The organism is Winslowiella arboricola (genome assembly GCF_025527015.1).
Lineage (GTDB): Bacteria > Pseudomonadota > Gammaproteobacteria > Enterobacterales > Enterobacteriaceae > Erwinia > Erwinia arboricola.
On record NZ_JAODIM010000042.1, the window covers coordinates 256,772 to 275,773 of the forward strand.

Annotated in this window: 16 protein-coding genes; 13 read left to right on the forward strand and 3 right to left on the reverse strand. The window is 56.7% G+C overall.

Translation table 11 applies throughout. The features are described 5' to 3' along the window. The first annotated feature begins 49 nt into the window (after positions 1–49). Positions 50–700: a DUF1028 domain-containing protein gene (locus N5923_RS15495; RefSeq protein ID WP_267143635.1), complete on the forward strand. Its 651-nt coding sequence runs from the start codon at positions 50–52 to the stop codon at positions 698–700. Between the two features lie 106 nt (positions 701–806). On the opposite strand, the gene N5923_RS15500 is transcribed toward N5923_RS15495, so the two are convergent. Beyond that, positions 807–2,948, reverse strand: a complete 2,142-nt coding sequence (locus N5923_RS15500; RefSeq protein WP_267143636.1) for a TonB-dependent siderophore receptor — start codon at positions 2,946–2,948, stop codon at positions 807–809. Between the two features lie 134 nt (positions 2,949–3,082). After that, positions 3,083–4,069 (reverse strand): helix-turn-helix transcriptional regulator, encoded by a 987-nt coding sequence (locus N5923_RS15505; protein ID WP_267143637.1) that lies wholly within the window; start codon positions 4,067–4,069, stop codon positions 3,083–3,085. Between the two features lie 305 nt (positions 4,070–4,374). On the opposite strand from N5923_RS15505, the gene N5923_RS15510 reads away from it, so the two are divergent. From N5923_RS15510 to N5923_RS15560, 11 genes are all read left to right on the forward strand, one after another. Further along, entirely contained in the window at positions 4,375–5,142 is a 768-nt protein-coding gene (locus tag N5923_RS15510) for a MetQ/NlpA family ABC transporter substrate-binding protein (RefSeq protein WP_407704484.1), read from the forward strand. A 12-nt stretch (positions 5,143–5,154) separates the two neighbouring features. Continuing rightward, a complete protein-coding gene (locus N5923_RS15515) occupies positions 5,155–6,279 on the forward strand; it encodes a methionine ABC transporter ATP-binding protein (RefSeq protein WP_267143639.1) in 1,125 nt (374 codons plus the stop codon). After that, positions 6,260–6,916, forward strand: a complete 657-nt coding sequence (locus N5923_RS15520) for a methionine ABC transporter permease (protein WP_267143640.1) — start codon at positions 6,260–6,262, stop codon at positions 6,914–6,916. The genes N5923_RS15515 and N5923_RS15520 overlap by 20 nt, the downstream gene beginning before the upstream one ends. Before the next feature lie 80 nt (positions 6,917–6,996). Beyond that, the gene (locus tag N5923_RS15525) at positions 6,997–8,022 is read left to right on the forward strand and encodes an LLM class flavin-dependent oxidoreductase (protein WP_267143641.1); all 1,026 of its coding nucleotides are present in this window, start codon (positions 6,997–6,999) and stop codon (positions 8,020–8,022) included. A gap of 249 nt (positions 8,023–8,271) precedes the next feature. Beyond that, the gene (locus N5923_RS15530; RefSeq protein WP_267143642.1) at positions 8,272–8,772 is read left to right on the forward strand and encodes a GNAT family N-acetyltransferase; all 501 of its coding nucleotides are present in this window, start codon (positions 8,272–8,274) and stop codon (positions 8,770–8,772) included. Positions 8,773–8,783: 11 nt separating this feature from the next. Then, positions 8,784–10,400, forward strand: coding sequence for an ABC transporter substrate-binding protein (locus N5923_RS15535; protein ID WP_267143643.1), 1,617 nt, complete (start codon positions 8,784–8,786; stop codon positions 10,398–10,400). Positions 10,401–10,415: 15 nt separating this feature from the next. After that, the gene (locus tag N5923_RS15540) at positions 10,416–11,417 is read left to right on the forward strand and encodes an ABC transporter permease (protein WP_267143644.1); all 1,002 of its coding nucleotides are present in this window, start codon (positions 10,416–10,418) and stop codon (positions 11,415–11,417) included. After that, entirely contained in the window at positions 11,414–12,247 is an 834-nt protein-coding gene (locus N5923_RS15545; protein WP_267143645.1) for an ABC transporter permease, read from the forward strand. The genes N5923_RS15540 and N5923_RS15545 overlap by 4 nt, the downstream gene beginning before the upstream one ends. Further along, positions 12,244–13,845 (forward strand): dipeptide ABC transporter ATP-binding protein, encoded by a 1,602-nt coding sequence (locus tag N5923_RS15550; protein ID WP_267143646.1) that lies wholly within the window; start codon positions 12,244–12,246, stop codon positions 13,843–13,845. Before N5923_RS15545 ends, N5923_RS15550 begins: the two co-directional genes overlap by 4 nt. Positions 13,846–13,873: 28 nt before the next feature. After that, entirely contained in the window at positions 13,874–15,211 is a 1,338-nt protein-coding gene (locus tag N5923_RS15555; protein ID WP_267143647.1) for an LLM class flavin-dependent oxidoreductase, read from the forward strand. A 42-nt stretch (positions 15,212–15,253) separates the two neighbouring features. After that, positions 15,254–16,555: an NtaA/DmoA family FMN-dependent monooxygenase gene (locus N5923_RS15560; RefSeq protein ID WP_267143739.1), complete on the forward strand. Its 1,302-nt coding sequence runs from the start codon at positions 15,254–15,256 to the stop codon at positions 16,553–16,555. Positions 16,556–16,656: 101 nt separating this feature from the next. On the opposite strand, the gene N5923_RS15565 is transcribed toward N5923_RS15560, so the two are convergent. Next, positions 16,657–17,184: a hypothetical protein gene (locus N5923_RS15565; protein WP_407704471.1), complete on the reverse strand. Its 528-nt coding sequence runs from the start codon at positions 17,182–17,184 to the stop codon at positions 16,657–16,659. Between the two features lie 627 nt (positions 17,185–17,811). Between N5923_RS15565 and N5923_RS15570 the strand changes: the two genes are divergently transcribed. After that, positions 17,812–18,927, forward strand: a complete 1,116-nt coding sequence (locus N5923_RS15570; protein WP_407704472.1) for a branched-chain amino acid ABC transporter substrate-binding protein — start codon at positions 17,812–17,814, stop codon at positions 18,925–18,927. The last annotated feature ends 75 nt before the right edge of the window (positions 18,928–19,002 follow it).

A 19,002-nucleotide genomic window follows, 5' to 3' on the forward strand; every position in this document is an offset into this window, starting at 1 on the left:
TTGCAATAATTTATGCATATAAATTTAATCTGACGCTGATGGAGCTGAGATGACTTTTTCGATAGTCGCACGCGATCCGCTTACCGGCGCGCTGGGCGTGGCCAGCGCCACGGCAGGTCCGGCAGTGGGGGCGCTGGTGGTGCATGGCAGCACCAGCACCGGGGCGATAGCGACTCAGGCGATGACCAATCCGTTATACGGCATTCGCGGGCTGGCGCTACTGCGTAAAGGCATTTCCGCCAGCGAGACCCTGAAGTTGCTGCTGGCGACCGATGCTGATGCCGCACGACGGCAGGTGATAATCATCGATCGTTACGGCGATATTGCGCACTGGAGCGGTAAGCAGTGCGGAGAATTTGCCGCCAGCCAGCAGGGCGCAGAGTGTGCGGTGGCGGGCAATCTGCTGACCGCTGTGGATACGCTGGACGAGATGTTGCGTGTTTATCTGGTGCGGGATGATTTAGCGTTTGCTGACCGTCTGCTGGCGGCAATGCAGGCCGGGGCCGCTGCCGGCGGCGACCGTCGCGGGCTGAAATCGGCGGCACTAAAAATCTGGCACGATCGCGAGTACGCCAGTGTCGATTTGCGCGCCGACTGGTCAGATGCGCCGCTTGAGATGCTGGGGGAAATTTTACGCCAGACGCGTCAGCCGCAGCATGCGGATTTCTTTGCTGCATTGCCGAAAGGGCAGGTGGAGTGATATTGCGGGCGGCGAAAACGCCGCCCCTACAAATAACGCTATGAAACTTCCCAGGGGGCCGTTAACGGCTCCCCTGCATCTGATCTATTGCCGCCCGTCAGTCAAATCAGAAACGATAGCTCACGCCTGCCTGCCAGGTGCGATCGCGGCCAATCCAGCAATAGCTGCTGCTGTAGCAGGTATAGGTGAACTTATTCGTCACGTTCTGTGCACCAGCTTTCAGGGTTAATCCTTTCAGACTCGGGCTAAGCACGCCCATATCGTAAGCCACCGCTAAGTCATACTGCGTATTGCCGCCCATCGCTGGCTCTGAGTTGTCCGGCGTAATGGCGGTTTTGCCCTGGTAGCGCAGTCCGGCGCCCAGCATCAATCCATTCAGCATACCGTCGTCAAAGGTGTAGTCAGCCCACAGCTTAAGTGCGTTTTCCGGCACCTGGGTCGCGCGTTGTCCCTGATAGAGGTCATCTTCAGTATTAATCGCATGGGTATAAGCATAACTTGCCAGCAGATTCAGGTTGTCGAGCGGACGGCTGACGGCGGTAAATTCAACGCCTTTCGACTCCACTTCGCCGGTCTGACGGTAGTTCAGCTGGCTGTTGGCGTCGTAAGTGTAATCGGTGGTCAGCACATTTTTCTGGGTGATCTTAAATACCGATGCGGTCAGGGTGGTGGCGTAGTTCGCCAGCAGATATTTCACCCCGCCTTCCACCTGTTCGCTGGTGGTGGGTTTGGCCTGATCGGCGGTCAGCGTGCCCTGTGGTGAAACCGGCATAAAGCCTTCAGAGTAGCTGATGTATGGCGCGATACCGTTGCTGAACTGATATAACGCACCGAGGCGTTTGGTCACCCGATGCTGATCGACCCAGCTTTTACTGTCGCCATCCAGCTGATTAGTGGTGGTAGAGCGATAATCGTCATAGCGCAGGCTGGCGACCAGGTTCAGACCGCCAGACACCAGCTGATCCTGCAGATAATAGCCCGCCTGATTAAAGCTCAGACGCTGTTTCGTTGCGGTATACAGGCCAAGATTATCATCGGTCAGCTGATTATGGTCCGGGTTGAGCATATCAATGCCCGGATAGGCGGTGCCGTAATCATATTTAAAGTTGGAATTCAGGTGCTGGTAGTCAAAACCGGCTAACAGATGGTGCGTCCAGTCGCCCAGTTCGACGGTTTTTTTCAGCTGGTTATCAATATTAAAGCTGTCGAGATCTTCATCCGTGGTGTAGCCAAAGCGCGACAGCTCGGTGTTGCTGCCGCTGGTGCCGGTGGAGTAGATGCTGCGCTGGTAAGTCTCAACGGTGGCGTAGCGCGCTTTCTGCACAACCCCCCAGCCGCTGTCAAACTGATGTTCGAAGCTGTAACCCAGCAGAGTCTGACGCTGCTGGAACCCGTTCCAGCTGTCACCGGCATAGTCGCGGCGGGAAGCATAGCCACTGCGAAGATAAGCCAGTGGCAACGGGTTCGATGGCGTCAGGCTCGGCTGATTCTGGTAAATGGCATCAAGCGTCAGACGGGTTTGTTCTGAAGGCTGCCAGGTCACCGAAGGGGCAAGCAGGTAACTTTCCGTTTTAGTGGTTTCCGGCTGATCGTCACCGGCGCTGGCCTTACCGATAAAGCGGTAATTCCAGTCACTGTCAGCGATCTGTCCGGTGGAATCGAGATAGCCTTCACGCAGGTTGCGGTTACCGCTGTTAAAACCGACTTCGGTGCTCTGCTGTTTCTGTGGGGTTTTGCCCTGAATATTCACCAGGCCGCCTGGTGACGCATTGCCATACAGCACCGAGGAGGGGCCTTTGAGGATATCTACCTGCTCAATCAGAATCGGGTCGATACTGGCTTTGGTATTGCCGCTGACGTTATACGGCAGTTGCAGGCCATTGTAATATTCGTGTTCTGCACTGAAGCCGCGGATCTTATATTCGCTCATATAAGTGGTCGAGCCGCGCATTTCGCTGGAGACGCCCGCATCATACCGCAGCACTTCGTTCAGTGAGGTGGCGTGGCGTTTTTCGATCTCCTGCTTACCAATGGTATCGATGGTTTGCGCGGTGCGGCTCTCTGGTACTGCGGACTTAGTGGCGCTGTTAGTGTAAGGCGCGACACTGTTGTCACTGCCGTCACCCTGTGCCGAGACCACCATGGTGCTGTCGGTTTTCGGCTCGCTTGCTGCCTGGGCCGGAGATGAAACTGCGGCGGCAATACTGAGCGCCAGCAGGGAAAAATGTGCGTAACTGTGCCTGGTCATAATCTGTTTCTCTCGTTGTTTTTATAAGGTGCCTGACGGCTATTATTGTCTTTCAGGCCGTGCGGACCGCTATGCACAATGCCGGGTTATGTATGAGAGATGACAAAATGGCGCTGATTCGCCGGGAAAGGGCATTAAGCCGAGTGCAGCGCGCTTGGCGCAACGCCGTAGCGGCGGCGAAAGGCGGTGGCGAAATTGGTGGCGTGCTGATAGCCGGACATCCATGCCGCCTGCTGTACGCTGTGTCCTTCCTGCAAATAACGCCGCGCCAGCGCCAGGCGACAATCGCGCAGATAGTTAAACACCGAATCACCATAGGTCTGGCGGAACTTGCAGCGCAGACTGCTGGGGCTCATCGCGGCGATGCGTGCCAGCGCATCCAGCGTATGGGGATGTTCGGGAGAAGCCGCCAGTAACTGACGCACCTGCTCCAGCCGGCTGCGCTCACCTGGCGGCAGCACAATCTGATTGTCGGCGATAGCGGGCGTATCAGGAAGCGACGGCGCCAGCAGCTGTTGCGCCAGCAGTTGCAACAGCAATCCCTCCAGCATCAGCTGACGCGCCACCGGGTTAGCGCAGGGTTGCAGCACGCTACGCAGGCCGGTTAGCAGATGATCGGGGATATGCCATGCCGCTGAAGCGGGATTTTTTTGCTGCCAGGCGCTGAGCAGAGTGGCGATTTCTGAGCGCGGATGAAAACGCCCGGGCTGGATGCCGAGAGAGATAGTCACCAGATGTTGGTCCTGCTGATGACGGGCATGCAGCACCAGCTGTTCACCGATGCTGGTCGCCAGCGCCATACCTGGCTGCATATATTGCGCTTCGCCGTTCAGCCACAGATGTACGCTGCCTTCGACCATCACCAGTATATAGAGCGGGGAGCTGCCGACCGAGGTGGTTTCATAAGGTTCGAGTACACGCAGATCCGAGCAGGTCACACTGATCCCTGACGGCAGCAAAATCTCATCAACATGACCCTGCACCACCGTATGCTGTGCCGGCCGTGCCACCGGATCCATCAGCGACGGAAAACGGTAATCAATGCCGTGACGCTGACCATAATCGAGAAAGTTCGCCACAGAGAAATGCTGTTCCTGCCGTGCGGGTCGCTGTGTGTTCATGCTTGTCCGGTTGCTGCGGGGCGGGCAGGTGAACCCCCCACCTGCGCTGGATAAGGCGCATCTTAGCACTCCAGATAATAATGGTAAAATAAATGATACGTATTCGCATTAGGTGTTTTATTCAATATATACCCAAAAGAAATAACAATTATAAAAATATTATTATTATGGAATAAGTCGCTGAGTATACTGCGATCATTCCTGCACTGACGCAGGCATCTTATTCTATTTTTGGGGATTACCTTATGCACACGTTGATCAGTAAAACTTCTCGTGCTGTGTTACTGGCAGCCACCACCGCAGTAATGATTGGCGCGGCACTGGTGCCGCTGAACGCCGCACGGGCGGCCGATAAAACCACCATTAAAGTGGGCATTATCAGCGGCGAAGATGAAGATGTCTGGCGTGAAGTGGTTAAGCAGGCGGCGGCGAAAGGCCTGACGGTGAAGCCGGTAGTATTTAATGACTATAACCAGCCAAATGAAGCGCTGCAAAATGGCGAAGTCGACGCCAATGCCTTTCAGCATCAACCGTTCCTGGATAACCAAATCAAAGTGAATCATTACGATATCGTACGTGTCGGCGACACTGCGGTGTGGCCGATAGGCCTTTACTCGAAAAAAGTGAAAAGCGTTAAAGAGCTGAAAGAGGGGGCGGTGGTTGGCGTACCGAACGATCCGGCTAACGAAGCGCGTGGTCTGATTCTGCTGCAGCAGGAAGGGGCGATTAAACTTAAAGCTGGCGCCGGGATTTTCGCCACTATCGCCGACATTACCGATAACCCGCGTAAGCTGAAAATTAAAGAGCTGGACTCCGGCATTATCGGCCGCTCGGTTCCCGATCTGGATGCGGCGGTAGTCAATACCGACTGGGCGCTGAAAAGCGGCCTGACGCCAGCCGATCGCATCGCGCAGGAGGCAGTTAAAGGTAACCCGTATAACAACTTTATCGCGGTGAAAAAAGAGAATGTCGATGCGCCATGGGTAAAAACGCTGGTGAGCGCTTACCAGAATGACGCGGTGAAAAAAGTATTTGATCAGGTCTATAAAGGCACCGGCGTTTCTGCCTGGTAAGGATAGTCAGGCATGAGTGCAATTGCAGAGAGTTTTACCATCAGAGAGCAGGCGCCGGAAGGCGCCTTTTCCGCAGACAAACCCGGCACGCCAGACGAATCACCGCAGGATGTGGTACGTCTGCATCAGGTCAGCCGACGCTTTGGCGATACGCAGGCGCTGAAATCGGTCTCGCTGACGGTAAAAAAAGGCGAGATCCTCGGCATTATCGGTCGCAGCGGGGCGGGAAAATCGACCCTGATCCGCTGTCTGAATGGTCTGGAAAAGCCGGATAGCGGCACCATTGAGATTGAGGGGCGGGCGATTACCGCGCTGAGTGAGAAACAGCTCCAGTCAGTGCGCAGCCGCGTGGGCATGGTGTTTCAGCACTTTAATCTGCTGTCGGCGAAGACCGTCGAGCAGAATATCGCGCTGCCGCTGAAGATCGCCGGTTACGCTAAAGCCCGGCGCCAGCAGCGGGTGGCGGAGTTGCTGGCGCTGGTCGGTCTCGAAGATAAAGCGCTGGCTTATCCTGCAGCGCTCTCTGGCGGACAAAAACAGCGGGTGGGGATTGCCCGCGCGCTGGCCGCCAGCCCGGCGCTGTTACTCTGTGATGAAGCCACCTCGGCGCTTGATCCGGAAACCACGCGCGCCATTCTGGCGCTGCTGAAATCACTGAATCAGCAGCTGGGTATCACCATCTTGCTGATCACCCATGAAATGGAGGTGATCAAAAGTGTGGCGCATCGGGTGGCGGTGATAGATAGCGGCGAGATTGTTGAGCAGGGGCCGGTATGGCAGGTATTTGCCCATCCGCAGTCGCAGCTGACGCGCACGTTACTGCGCGGATTATTGCCGCAGCTGCCGGAAAGCCTGGCGGCACAGCTTTCGTCGCATCCGCAGGGGCAGGCGATCTACAGCGTGCAGTACGCCGGTCAGGATCGGCAGGGTGAAATTCTGACCCGAATGGCGCAGGCACTGCCCGGCAAGTTTCGCCTGATTCAGGGCGGTGTCGACCATATTCAGCATTACGCCATCGTACGTTTTTTCTTTGCAGTGTCGGCAGACGACCGCGCGGCGCAACAAGAGGTTCTCGCCTGGCTGCATCAGCACCAGGCCCAGGTGGAGTTGAGTGGCTATGTCACCGGTAATGATTGATCTGTTACTTAACGCGATTCAGGAAACGCTGATTATGACGGCAGTCTCCGGGCTGTTGTCGCTGATCGCCGGGCTGCCGTTAGGGCTGATTTTAGTGATGACCAGCGCCGGTGGCGTAGCGGAAAATCGCTGGGTAAACCGCTCGCTGGGAATGGTGATTAATGGCTTCCGCTCGCTGCCGTTTATTATTTTGCTGGTGGCGCTGATCCCGCTGACCCGTTTTCTGGTCGGCACCTCATTAGGCACCTGGGCGGCGATAGTACCGCTTTCGATCACCGCGACACCCTATTTTGCCCGCGTGGCAGAGGTCTCGCTGCGCGATGTCGACCGCGGCTTAATCGATGCGGTGCGCGCAATGGGCGCCAGCCGGTTGCGTATTGTCTGGGATGTGCTGATCCCGGAAGCGTTACCGGGCATTCTGGCCGGTTTTGTGGTGACGCTGGTGGCGCTGATTGGCGCTTCAGCGATGGCCGGTGCGATTGGCGCTGGCGGTCTCGGCGATCTGGCGATCCGCTACGGGTATCAGCGCTTTGAAACCAGCGTTATGATTGCGGTGATCGCCGTACTGATCGTGCTGGTATGCGGCATTCAGTGGCTGGGCGATCGGCTGGTGGCGCGGGTCGATAAACGCCGTTAATACGCAGGAAAGGATTAACCCCTGCTAATCGAATAATGGCATGCTGGGTTTACTTTCCTGCATATAAGGGCACATACGCCATGAAGAACATCGGATTTCTGTCGTTTGGTCACTGGACGCCTTCACCGCAATCGGGAACCCGTTCGGCGGCCGACGCGCTGTTGCAATCTATTGATCTTGCCGTCGCGGCAGAAGAGCTGGGCGCCGATGGCGCGTATTTCCGCGTGCATCATTTTGCCCGTCAGCTGGCTTCTCCTTTCCCGTTACTGGCTGCGGTTGCCGCCCGTACCCGCAGTATTGAGATTGGCACCGGCGTTATTGATATGCGCTATGAAAATCCGCTGTATATGGCCGAAAGCGCCAGCGCCGCCGACCTGATTTCCGGCGGCCGTCTGCAACTGGGTATCAGCCGGGGTTCGCCGGAGCAGGTAATTGACGGCTGGCGCTATTTTGGTTATCAGCCCGCAGAAGGTGAGACAGATGCCGATATGGGCCGACGTCATACCGAAGCGCTGCTGGAGGTGCTGCGTGGCGAGGGCTTTGCTAAACCTAACCCGCAGCCGATGTTCCCCAATCCGCCGGGATTATTGCGCACTGAGCCTTTCTCTGCCGGTCTGCGCGATCGCATCTGGTGGGGCGCAGGTTCGAATGCTACCGCAGTATGGGCGGCGAAGCTGGGTATGAATCTGCAAAGCTCAACGCTGAAGGATGATGAAACCGGTGAAGCGTTCCATGTGCAGCAGGCGCAGCAGATCCGCGCTTACCGTGCGGCATGGGCGGAGGCGGGTCATACGCGTACCCCACGGGTGTCGGTCAGCCGCAGTATCTTCGCGTTAATGGACGATCGCGATCGGGCTTACTTTGGTCGCAGCGGTGAGGAAGGGGATAAGGTGGGTTACCTTGATGAGAAAACCCGGGCGATCTTTGGCCGCAGTTACGCCGCCGAACCGGAACAGCTGATTAAACAGCTGAAGCAGGATGAAGCGATTGCTGAAGCTGATACCTTACTGTTAACGGTGCCGAATCAGCTGGGCGTTGACTATAACGCGCATGTGATTGAATCGATCCTGCAGCATATTGCTCCGGCGATGGGCTGGCGTTCGTAACAAAACAGGTTTAGTGCTCCGCTATTAAAGAAAGACTCCGCGTTTATTTTACGGGCGACGTTCTCGCCGCCCGTGCTGATGATATGCACTTTATAAGAAATTAATCGATGCTTATCGTAAAAAGAGTATAGCGGTTAAAACGCTTTATCTTATTTCACTATCAGGGAAAAGATTCTCGCTATTGTCGTTTTACAATCGAATAACAGTGCTTTAATAATTTGATCCGGATCAATGAAACGGACACCGATAATGGACAGCACCATTCAGATTGCCAAACCGCAAGATGCGGAAGAGATATATAACCTGCTGCAACGCGCCTATGCTGCATTGCTGGATCTGAATGTTAATTTCACCATTACCCGCGCCCCGCTTGAGGTGGTGCAGAAAGCCATCCGCGACGAGACGGTGCTGGTGCTGCGTCAGCAGGGAGAAGCCATTGCTACCGTTACCGTACGCCTGCCGCAGGGGGACAATCCACCCGGACTGCCCGCGCTGCCTTTTATTCACTGGTTTGCGGTGGCGCCGGAATATAAACGCCAGGGATTTGGCGATCAGATATTAACCTGGGCCGAAAAGAATTTATTAACCGAGAAGCTAAACGCATCCGCAGTCTATTTAGCGACGGCGATTAAACATCCCTGGCTAACCCAACTCTATCAAAAACGTGGTTATCAATCTTTTCATCATAAAGTGAATCCACTGGGTGAAGAGCTGGTCTATCTGAAAAAAGATCTTCTGCCATTAAATTAATTAAGGACAATATGAAAGCCAATCATTTGCATGCTGCGCTGGTTATTGCCTGCGCGCTGGGGACCAGCCATTTTTCGTTTGCCGCCGAACAACCACGTAATGGCGGCACACTGACCTGGGGCATTGAGACCGAACCGAATACCTTTAACCCGCAACTGAATGGACAATCCAAGGCCGAACTGATCTTACGCGTCGCCTGGGAATCACTGCTGGCGCGTAAAGCCGATGGCAGCTATGTGCCCTGGCTGGCGGAAAGTTATCAGGTCAGCGATGACGGTAAGACCTTCAGCTTTAAGCTGCGTAAGGATGTCAGTTTTTCTGACGGTGAAAAATTTAACGCGCAGGCCGTGGCGCAGAACTTTCTGCATACCCAGGATGCCGCTTACTGCGCCGGTTCCAGCCTGTGCGCGATGGGCGCGCGAATCGCCAGCGTGGAAACGCCCGATGACTTTACGCTGGTGATTAAACTTAAACAGACTTACACGCCATTCCTCTCTTTTGCCGCGTCACTGAAACAGCTCTCTCCCGCTAGCTGGACATCGTCGCAACTGAAAGCGGGCGGTAAAGAGATTGCCGGCACCGGCCCGTTTATTCTGCAAAATTACGAGAAAGGTCAGCAGGTGACCTTTGTGAAAAACCCGCATTACAACTGGGCGCCAGCGGTGACAAAACATCAGGGGCCTGCTTACCTCGATAAAGTGATCTATCGCTTCCTGCCAGAATCCTCGGTGCGCAGTGGCGCGCTGCTCTCCGGTCAGGTGGATGTGATTGAAGGTATTTCCGGCAACGACGCCGCAGAATTTAAAGATAACGACGATTTCACTTATCAGCACGCGCTGAATACCGGCACCCCTTATTCACTGTTTCTGAATGTTGACTATGGCCCGACGCGCGAAGTGCGCGTGCGTCAGGCGCTGCTGCAGGGGCTGGATATCGACCCGATCCTGAAATCGGTGTATCGCGGCGAGCGTACGCGGGCGTGGGGCATCACGTCGCCGGTCGACCCGCTGTATGACAAGGGGCTGGAGCAGAAGTATGGCAATCAGCCAGAGAAAGCTAACCAGCTGCTTGACGAGGCGGGCTGGACGGTACGCGACAGCGCCGGTTTCCGTACTAAACAGGGTCAACGTCTGAGCGTGGAGATTATCCAGGCGCAGGCCACGGTGCGTGACCAGCGCGATGTGCTGTTGCAGGCCATCCAGGCGCAGGCGCGGCAGCGTCTTGGCGTGGAGCTGAATATCCGCTATGTGGATTCCGGCACTTACGCGGAGGTGCGCAAAAGCGGACAGTTTGGCTCGATTGCTAACTCCAATACCGAAACCGATGGCATCGATATCGAAAATCATTATCGCCCGGTGAATGCCGGCGGATCGATTAACTACAGCCGTGTCAACAGCCCGGAAATTCAGCACTGGCTGGATGAGGCTTCGCGCACGCTGGACACCGCCACACGCCGCACTCTCTACGGGCAGTTGCAGCAGTACGCCCTGCCGGAGCAGGCGGTGGCGGTGCCGCTGTACGAGCCGGAAGATCAGATTGCGGCTGCCAGCTATGTGCATGGTGTCGGTTTCCGCAGTTACAAACAGATGCCGGAAAACGCCTATGACGTCTGGCTGAGTGACCACTAATTTACCGGGGGAATCATGAGTCTGGAAAGCACATTGACAGAGCCGCAGCCGCGTCGCGCACCGCGCTTCGGCGGCAATGGGTTAACCCGGCGCATCGTTGAACGCCTGCTGGGCGGTGTGCTGGTGTTGTGGGCGGCGATCAGTCTCGCTTTTCTGGGCGTGCATCTGGCGCCTGGCGATATTGTCAGCCTGCTGGTTGGCGAGCAGATCTCCACGCCGCAGATTGAAGCGGCGATCCGCGCCGAATGGGGACTCGATCAGCCGCTGTGGTGGCAATATCTGCACTATCTGTGGCGGCTGCTGCATGGCGATCTGGGGCGTTCTTATATCCTCAATACTGATGTCAGCCAGCTGCTGCTGTCCCAGCTGTGGCCGACGCTGAAACTGACGCTGGCGGCGCTGGGGGTCAGCCTGATCTTTGCGGTCGGCGTTGCGGTGGCGACCGCCCACCGGCGCTGGGGGCGGCGTATCGCTAACGGTATCGAACTGCTGCTGGCTTCCACGCCGTCGTTCTGGCTCGGACTGGTGCTGCTGGCGATTTTTAGCTTCACCCTGCGCTGGTTTCCGGTAGCGGGGGATCGCCATCTGTCGGCGCTGGTGCTACCGGCGCTGTCGCTGGGGCTGGCGCAGGGCGCGGTGGTGGCGCAGGTTTTGCGGCGCGGACTGGAACAGGCGCTGGATGAGCCTTTTACCCTGACGCTGCGCGCCTGGGGAGTTGGTGAGCGCCGTATCCGTCTGCGCCATGCGCTGCGCCATGCGGCGCTGCCAGCGGTGACCCTGACCGGCTGGTTAATTGGCGGCTTGCTAAGCGGCGCGGTGATCACCGAACAGGTGTTTGGTCGCCCGGGACTGGGTAAGCTGACGGTCGACGCGGTGCTGGCGAAGGATCTGCCGGTGGTACTGGCGGTGGCGATCTTCTCGGCGCTGATCTATGTGCTGATGAGTACGCTGGTGGATATTCTCTATCTGCTGATTGACCCGCGCTTACGGCAGGGATCCGGGGAGGCGCGCCGATGAGCACCTTAGCGCTGCGTTTGCGCCCCTCACTGCCGTGGCCGTTGTGGCCAGCACTGGGCTTTCTGCTGCTGGTGGCGCTGGCGGTGATCGTGCCGGGCTGGCTGGCGACGGACGATCCGCTGCTGGCGGATCCGGTCAATGCCCAGCTGCCGCCTTCACTGAGTCACTGGCTGGGTACGGATCAGTTAGGGCGCGATCTGCTGACCCGGATTATCTATGGCAGCCGTTACTCGCTGTTGATCAGTGTGGCGGCGATCTCGCTGGCGGTGGTGGTCGGCACCTTGCTCGGGCTGTTCGCCGCGCTGGCCAGAGGCGTGGTGGATGAGCTGCTGAGTCGCACTGTGGATGTGATCTCCGCATTTCCTGACCTGTTGCTGGCGCTGATGCTGATTGCCTTTACCGGCCCCGGCACCAGCAATCTGATTATTGCGCTGGGTGTCGCTTCGGTACCGCGCTTTGCCCGTGTGGTGCGCGCCCAGACCTTTCTGGTGCTCTCTTCCGGTTATGTTGAACAGGCGCGTACCTTTGGTCTGCGGCCGTTAACCCTGATTACCCGCCATGTGCTGCCGCATGCGATTGCGCAGGTGCCAGCGCTGGCCACGCTCGGGCTGGGCACGGCAATTATTGGCACCGCCGGGTTAAGTTTCCTGGGTATGGGGCCGCAACCGCCCACTGCGGAGTGGGGGCTGATGCTGGCCGAAGGGCGCAATTATCTGCGCAATGCCTGGTGGATTGCCGTCTGGCCGGGAGTGTTTATCACCCTGACAGTGGTGGCGGTCAATACCCTTGGCCGCTACTGGCAGGCACGTTTTGAAGGGAGGCAACCATGAGTCAGCCGCTAATTGATATTCGTAATCTCACCATCCGTTTCGGGGCGGTGACGGTGGTAAAAAATGTGGATTTACAAATCTGGCCGGGTGAATCGGTGGCGCTGGTCGGGGAATCCGGCAGCGGCAAAACCCTGACCGCCCGCAGTCTGCTGGGCTTACAGCCGGATGATGCGAAGGTTACGGCCGATCGCTTTCTGATCGCCGGGCGCGAGATGCTGAACGTCGATCAACGTCAGTGGCGGGCGGTACGCGGTCGCAGTATCGGCTATGTACTGCAGGATGCGCTGATCTCCCTCGATCCGCTGCGGCGTATCGAACAGCAACTGGCGGATGCGCTCTCAGCAGCGGGCATTCGTCAGCCCGCGGTATTACGCGAACGCAGCTTAGAATTGCTGCACGCGGCGGGGATTGCCGATGCGGAAAGCCGTATGGCGCTCTATCCACATCAGCTCTCCGGCGGCCAGCGCCAGCGCGCGCTGATCGCCACTGCGCTGGCGGGCAGTCCGGCGTTGCTGATCGCCGATGAGCCGACCACTGCGCTGGATATGACCGTCCAGCGCCAGATCCTGCAATTGCTGATGCAGCGCCAGCGCGACGGCCATGCGCTGTTGCTGATCAGTCACGATCTGGCGGTGGTGGCGGAACTGGCCGACAGAGTGCTGGTAATGCGTGATGGCGAAGTGGTGGAGCAGGGGGCGACCCGGGAGTTATTGCAGTCGCCGCAGCATGCCTGGACACAGCGCCTGCTGCGTGCGGTGCCGACGCCGCAGACGCGCGGATTACGACTGGCGAGCGCCGAGCCCACGCCGTTAGCCGCCAAAGTTATCCAGCGCGAAGCGCCGCTGTTGCAGGCGATGGCGCTGAATAAGGCATATGGCGAACGTCAGGTGCTGAATAATATTCACTTTACCCTGCATGCCGGAGAAACCCTTGGCGTGGTCGGTGAGTCCGGCAGCGGCAAGACCTCACTGGTAAAAGTGGTGATGGGACTTAGCGAGCCGGACAGTGGCACGCTGCTGCTGGATGGTCAGCCATGGAACAACCTGACGGAAACGGTGCGTCGGCCGCGGCGCGCCCGGCTGCAACTGATTTCGCAGGATCCCTTCAGCTCGTTTGATCCGCGTTACACGGTAGAGAAGATTATCGGCGAAAGCCTCGACAGCGTTGGCATCTTTGGTGATGCGCGCCGCCAGCGGGTGCGTCAGCTACTGGATGAAGTGCAGCTCGGCGATCGCTTTTTAAACCGTTATCCGCGTGAGCTATCCGGTGGTCAGCGCCAGCGTGTGGCGATTGCCCGCGCTTTTGCGCCCAACCCGGCGCTGCTGGTCGCCGATGAGCCGGTCAGCGCGCTGGACGTTTCGGTACAGGCGCAGGTTCTCGATCTGCTGGCCGATATGCAGGCGCAGCACGGCACCGCGCTGCTGTTTATCTCCCACGATCTGGGTGTTATTCAGCACCTGGCCGATCGGGTGCTGGTGATGCAGGACGGCAAAGTGGTGGAGAGCGGCGATATCAGTCAGGTCTTCGCTGCGCCGCAGCATCCCTGGACGCAAAAACTATTACAGGCGCTGCCGGTTTTGCCGCAGCAGGTCGCCTGACATTTAATTAATCTGCAAGGAGTGAATGATGAGTCAGACACAACCTCAGCTGCGCCTCGGGGCGATTATTCAGGGTGTCTCCGGCAATATGTCCGCCTGGCGTCACCCCGATGCGGTCGCTGATGCCAGCATCAATATTGAATATGTGCAGCAACTGGCGAAAAAAGCCGAGCAGGGAAAAATTGATTTTCTGTTTCTCGCTGACGGCCTGTTTATTACCCCGCAGTCGATCCCGCATTTCCTTAACCGTTTTGAGCCGATCACTCTGCTGTCAGCGCTGGCGCTGGTAACGCAGAAAATCGGCCTGGTGGGTACGCTCTCAACGTCTTACAGCGAACCCTTTACCGTCGCGCGTCAGTTCGCCAGCCTCGATCATCTTAGCGGCGGACGTGCGGGCTGGAATGTGGTGACCTCACCACTGGAAGGGTCGGCGAAAAACTTCTCGCGGCAGACTCACCCGGAACATGATGAACGCTATCGTGTCGCCAGCGAATATTTGCAGGTGGTAACCGGGCTGTGGGATTCGTGGGAGGGTGATGCCTTTGTGCGCGACAAAGCCAGCGGTGAGTTTTTCGCCGCTGACAAGCTGCATACCCTGAACCATAAAGGCAAATATTTCTCGGTGCAGGGACCGCTGAATGTCGGACGCTCACCGCAGGGGCGACCGGTGGTGTTTCAGGCTGGGGCCTCGGAAGCCGGTAAAGCCTTCGCCACCGAAGTCGCCGATGCGATCTACACCCGCCATGAAACCCTGTCGCAGGCGCGCGCCTTCCGTGAAGATGTGCGCCGCCGTCTGGTGGAGCGCGGACGTCAGGCCGACGATATTCGTATTTTTCAGGGCATCAGCGTGATTATTGGCGACAGCGAAGCCGATGCTGAACAGCGCTATCAGCAGACCGCACAGCTGGTAAGTATCGACAAGGCGCTGGAGTATCTGGGACGTTACTTTGAGCATCACGATTTCAGTCAGTACCCGCTGGATGCGCCGTTCCCGGACATTGGCGAGCTGGGCCAGAACAGCTTCCGCAGCACCACCGACACCATTAAACGCGATGCCCGCCAGCGCAACCTGACGCTGCGCGAGGTGGCACTGGAAGCCGCGACGCCGCGTCCCGGTTTCCTCGGCACTGCGCAGCAGGTGGCGGAGGGGCTGGCGCAGTGGTTCCTGGAGGGCGCGGCTGACGGCTTTATTGTGCGCGGCGGTACGCCAAACGCCTTTGATGATTTTGTCGACCAGGTGATCCCGCTGCTGCAACAGCGCGGCATCTATCGTCGTGAATACGCAGGCGACACCCTGCGTGAAAACCTCGGGCTGGCTGAACCGGAAAATCAGTTTAGCCGTGCGCGCCGACAGGATGTGGCCTGACGGATTTTATCGCTCGATTAACAAGGATATAAGGTGAACGCTTTGACGCATCCGAATCGCAGACGTCTGAAAACCCTGGTCGGCGCCGCAAACGTGATTGCTGCCGCGAATGATGATACACCGGGCGCCGGGATCGCGCGGGCGATTGCGCTGGCAAAAATTGCCGAGAAAGAGAAGATTACCGGACTGTTTACCGCCGATCTGTTGCAGGCAGATACCGCCGGACTGGCGGGCACCACCGGCAGTCAGGACCCGATTATCACGCTGGCGGCATTAAGTCAGGCCACTTCGCAGATTGGCCTGATCGCCACCGTCAGCACCAGCTGGCAGCATCCGTATAATCTGGCGCGACTGATTGGTACGCTGGATCATGTCAGCGCCGGTCGCGCTGGCTGGAATGCGGTAACCTCGTCGGTCGGGGAAGAGAACTTTGGCGATAGCGAATTACCCTCGCCGCCGGAGCGCTATGCGCGCGCCACCGAGTTTATCGAGGTGATCAATGCGCTGTTTGACGCCAATGAACGTGAGGCGGTACAACGCAGTGCCAGCGGCGCGGTGCGCATTGACCCCACGCGACTGCATCCGATTAATTATCAGGGTGAGTACTTCCGTGTCGCGGGGCCGCTGAATGTGCCGCCACCGCCGCAGCACCGGCCGGTACAGTTTCAGGCCGGGCAGTCTGAGGCCGGGATCACGCTGGGCGCACGTTATGCGGAGGTGATTTATACCTCACAGCCGACCTTTACCGCGGCCAACACTTTTGTCACTGAGTTGCAGCAGCGGGCGCGGGCATTTGGCCGCGAAAACAATCTGCCACTGATAATGAACTCCTTTCACTCGATTATTGGCGATAGCGAAGCCGATGTCGCGCGCCGTTTGCGCGAGAAATATGAGCGAATTGACTATCAGCGGGGGCGGTTGAAAGTGGCGGATATGCTGGGAGGCGAGATTGAGCTGCAGGATCTGCCGCTTGACCAGCCGCTGCCGGAATCGCGCTTGCCGCAGCTGGCGCAGGTCAACCGGCGCCGTGGCCGGGCGGAAATTTTCCGCAATTTTGCCCTGCAGGGGCTGACGCTGAGGGAGTTAATCATCAAGGCCGAGGAGACCGGGCACTGGTTTGTCGCCGGGGTGCCGGAGGTACTGGCGGATGCGATTGAACAACGCTACCGCGCCGGTTTACTGGATGTGATTTCTTTGCACGGACTTGGTCAGGCCGATCAGCAGGACCAGCTGCTTAACGGCCTGCTACCTGAGCTGCGTAAACGACGCTTGCTGGATGATGATTATCAGGGGCAGGATTTTCGCAGCAGTCTGGAACTGGCGCCATTAAAAGCGCCGGTATAGCCGGATTGCCGGCAAAAATGATTAAAAATGATTTAATCAATTAGCACTGTCGTTCCCCTTCTGTATCAACAGAAGGGGAACGGTATTTCGATATCTGGCTGTTATCGGAAACTCCATTGCATGCTGACGACAAATATTCCCGGCAAAATAATGCCACCTTCAACGCCAAAATAAGAAGTGAAGTTATATTGTGCGGCATGATAAACATAAGGCGCAAAGCCGAGCCCGGTACTCTGTTTTATCGAGTGATAAAAGCCGTCATCGCCGCAATGACTAAAAGTGTCAAAGAAGAATTCACCGGTATAGGTATATAGCCCTTTGATTGTCCAGCCAGAGTTATCAGACCACCAGTCTCTTCTCACCCCCATCAGCGCACAGCGGTTTCCCTGGCTGTTGTTCAGGGTTCCCAATACCATACTGTATTTGGAATCTTCGGAAAACTTTCGCTCGACAGCGACATACTGATTTTTAAAATATTCAACTTTATTCGTCCCGGGGGCGTAAATGTGGTAAATAAATGAGCCGGTATTTAATGAGTAAAGGTTGATTTCACTGGCATTGATTCTTGATGAAAATAAAAAGAGCATAATAGCCGTCAGCAAAAATATCTTTGCTATTGGGTAACGCATTGTAAGCCTCTGGTTAATTTAATGTACTGTTGTCGGATATACAGGGCGGCATTGATTCCTGCCGGTAAAAGTTTATCTTTCCGGGTTTATCTTCTCATCAAGAAATAAAACCACGCTATATACTGTCAGACGATCGTATAACAATATATAAACGGAACTCTCCAGGAAATTTCCCGCCATATATTGAGAAAATCCTTTATAAAGCGACACTGCGCTTTAAAAGCTTAAGTTTTAATTTTATTCTGCAGTGCACTGAGGTGATCTTCGCCGCATTTTTGCACCAGCAGAGTGCGCAGCCTGAGTTTCATGCCACTATAGTTAAGATTCAGGACGGTCCGGACACCGCGCATCCCTGCCAGCCACATGATGGCTACCAACTCCCTGTTAGCTAAGACTCGGGCGGATAACGCCCTGTTACTGCGTGTCGCATTGCATTGCAGAAAGAAATTTTCTGTTTCTGCTCTGTTTGGCGGAGTTTTTGCTTCTTTTCTTATTTAACCGAAGTAACCGAAGCCACAAAAAAGCCGTTCGCGGCCCGCTTGAAAGCACCTTGTATTGACGAAGTCCGTGATTTTTCCCGCGCCAGATGCTGGCGCCTGGTTCTGAACAGTGCTGAGGAATATCCGAATGTCTTTGAAAATGATTAAGTTACCGCTTCAGATGGCTATTGCTGGTTGTTTAAGTACGGCGTTGTATGCGCATGCGGATGTGACAATTGGCATCGCCGGGCCATTAACCGGTCCCAATGCCACGTATGGCGCCCAATACTGGAAAGGGGCGTCGCAAGCCGCTGCCGATATTAATGCCGCTGGCGGCATTAAAGGCGAAAAAATTGTGCTGGTGCAGGGTGATGACGCCTGCGAACCCAAGCAGGCGGTGGCGGTGGCTAACCGCCTGGTGGATGAATCAAAAGTCTCTGCCGTGGTCGGGCACTTCTGCTCCTCATCAACCATGCCGGCATCTGAAGTGTATGACGAAGCTGGTGTACTGACCATTACCCCAGGATCGACCAATCCGAAAATCACCGAACGCGGCATGAAAGGCATGTTCCGCATGTGTGGCCGTGACGACCAGCAGGGTGTTGTGGCGGCAAACTATATGCTGGATGTGCTGAAAGCGAAAAAAATTGCGGTTATCCACGATAAAGATACTTACGGACAGGGGCTGGCCGACGCGACCAGAGCGGCGCTGGAAAAACGCGGCACCAAAGAGGTGCTGTATGAAGGCCTGTCGCGCGGTGAAAAAGACTTTAATGCGCTGGTCACCAAAATCGGTGCGTTAAAGCCGGATGTGGTCTATTTCGGCGGCTGCCACCCGGAAGCTGGTCCGCTGGTGCGCCAGATGCGTGAGCAAGGGGTGCAGGCGAAATTCTTCTCCGGTGACTGTGTGGTTACCGCCGAGATGGTGACCGCCGCAGGCGGCCCGCAGTATACCAAAGGGGTGCTGATGACCTTTGGTAATGATCCGCGCACTATTCCTGCCGGTAAATCGGTGATTGAAAAATTCCGCGCCAGTGGATTTGAGCCGGAAGGCTACACCCTGTATGCCTATGCCTCTGTTCAGGCGATCGCCGCTGCGTATAACGGCGCCGGTAAGGACAATGAAAAAGCCAGTGAATGGCTGAAATCCCATAGCGTCGATACGGTGATGGGAGCAAAATCCTGGGATGGCAAGGGCGATCTGAAAGTCTCGGATTATGTGGTCTATGAATGGGATGATCAGGGCAAGTACCACCAGTTGTAACCCTGTTGCACCGGTACTGACTCTCCGTCCCGCCGCCAGGTTGGGATGTCGCGACACTGAAGGCAGCCGGGGCGC

What these genes read in the sequence shown, in the direction of transcription:
- N5923_RS15525 (WP_267143641.1), top strand. Translation starts at nt 6,997, where the DNA reads ATGAAGAACATCGGATTTCTGTCGTTTGGTCACTGGACGCCTTCACCG.
- N5923_RS15515 (WP_267143639.1), top strand. Translation starts at nt 5,155, where the DNA reads ATGAGTGCAATTGCAGAGAGTTTTACCATCAGAGAGCAGGCGCCGGAA.
- N5923_RS15500 (WP_267143636.1), bottom strand. Translation starts at nt 2,948, where the DNA reads ATGACCAGGCACAGTTACGCACATTTTTCCCTGCTGGCGCTCAGTATT.
- N5923_RS15540 (WP_267143644.1), top strand. Translation starts at nt 10,416, where the DNA reads ATGAGTCTGGAAAGCACATTGACAGAGCCGCAGCCGCGTCGCGCACCG.
- N5923_RS15550 (WP_267143646.1), top strand. Translation starts at nt 12,244, where the DNA reads ATGAGTCAGCCGCTAATTGATATTCGTAATCTCACCATCCGTTTCGGG.
- N5923_RS15535 (WP_267143643.1), top strand. Translation starts at nt 8,784, where the DNA reads ATGAAAGCCAATCATTTGCATGCTGCGCTGGTTATTGCCTGCGCGCTG.
- N5923_RS15495 (WP_267143635.1), top strand. Translation starts at nt 50, where the DNA reads ATGACTTTTTCGATAGTCGCACGCGATCCGCTTACCGGCGCGCTGGGC.
- N5923_RS15565 (WP_407704471.1), bottom strand. Translation starts at nt 17,184, where the DNA reads ATGCGTTACCCAATAGCAAAGATATTTTTGCTGACGGCTATTATGCTC.
- N5923_RS15545 (WP_267143645.1), top strand. Translation starts at nt 11,414, where the DNA reads ATGAGCACCTTAGCGCTGCGTTTGCGCCCCTCACTGCCGTGGCCGTTG.
- N5923_RS15555 (WP_267143647.1), top strand. Translation starts at nt 13,874, where the DNA reads ATGAGTCAGACACAACCTCAGCTGCGCCTCGGGGCGATTATTCAGGGT.
- N5923_RS15510 (WP_407704484.1), top strand. Translation starts at nt 4,375, where the DNA reads ATGATTGGCGCGGCACTGGTGCCGCTGAACGCCGCACGGGCGGCCGAT.
- N5923_RS15570 (WP_407704472.1), top strand. Translation starts at nt 17,812, where the DNA reads ATGTCTTTGAAAATGATTAAGTTACCGCTTCAGATGGCTATTGCTGGT.
- N5923_RS15530 (WP_267143642.1), top strand. Translation starts at nt 8,272, where the DNA reads ATGGACAGCACCATTCAGATTGCCAAACCGCAAGATGCGGAAGAGATA.
- N5923_RS15520 (WP_267143640.1), top strand. Translation starts at nt 6,260, where the DNA reads ATGTCACCGGTAATGATTGATCTGTTACTTAACGCGATTCAGGAAACG.
- N5923_RS15505 (WP_267143637.1), bottom strand. Translation starts at nt 4,069, where the DNA reads ATGAACACACAGCGACCCGCACGGCAGGAACAGCATTTCTCTGTGGCG.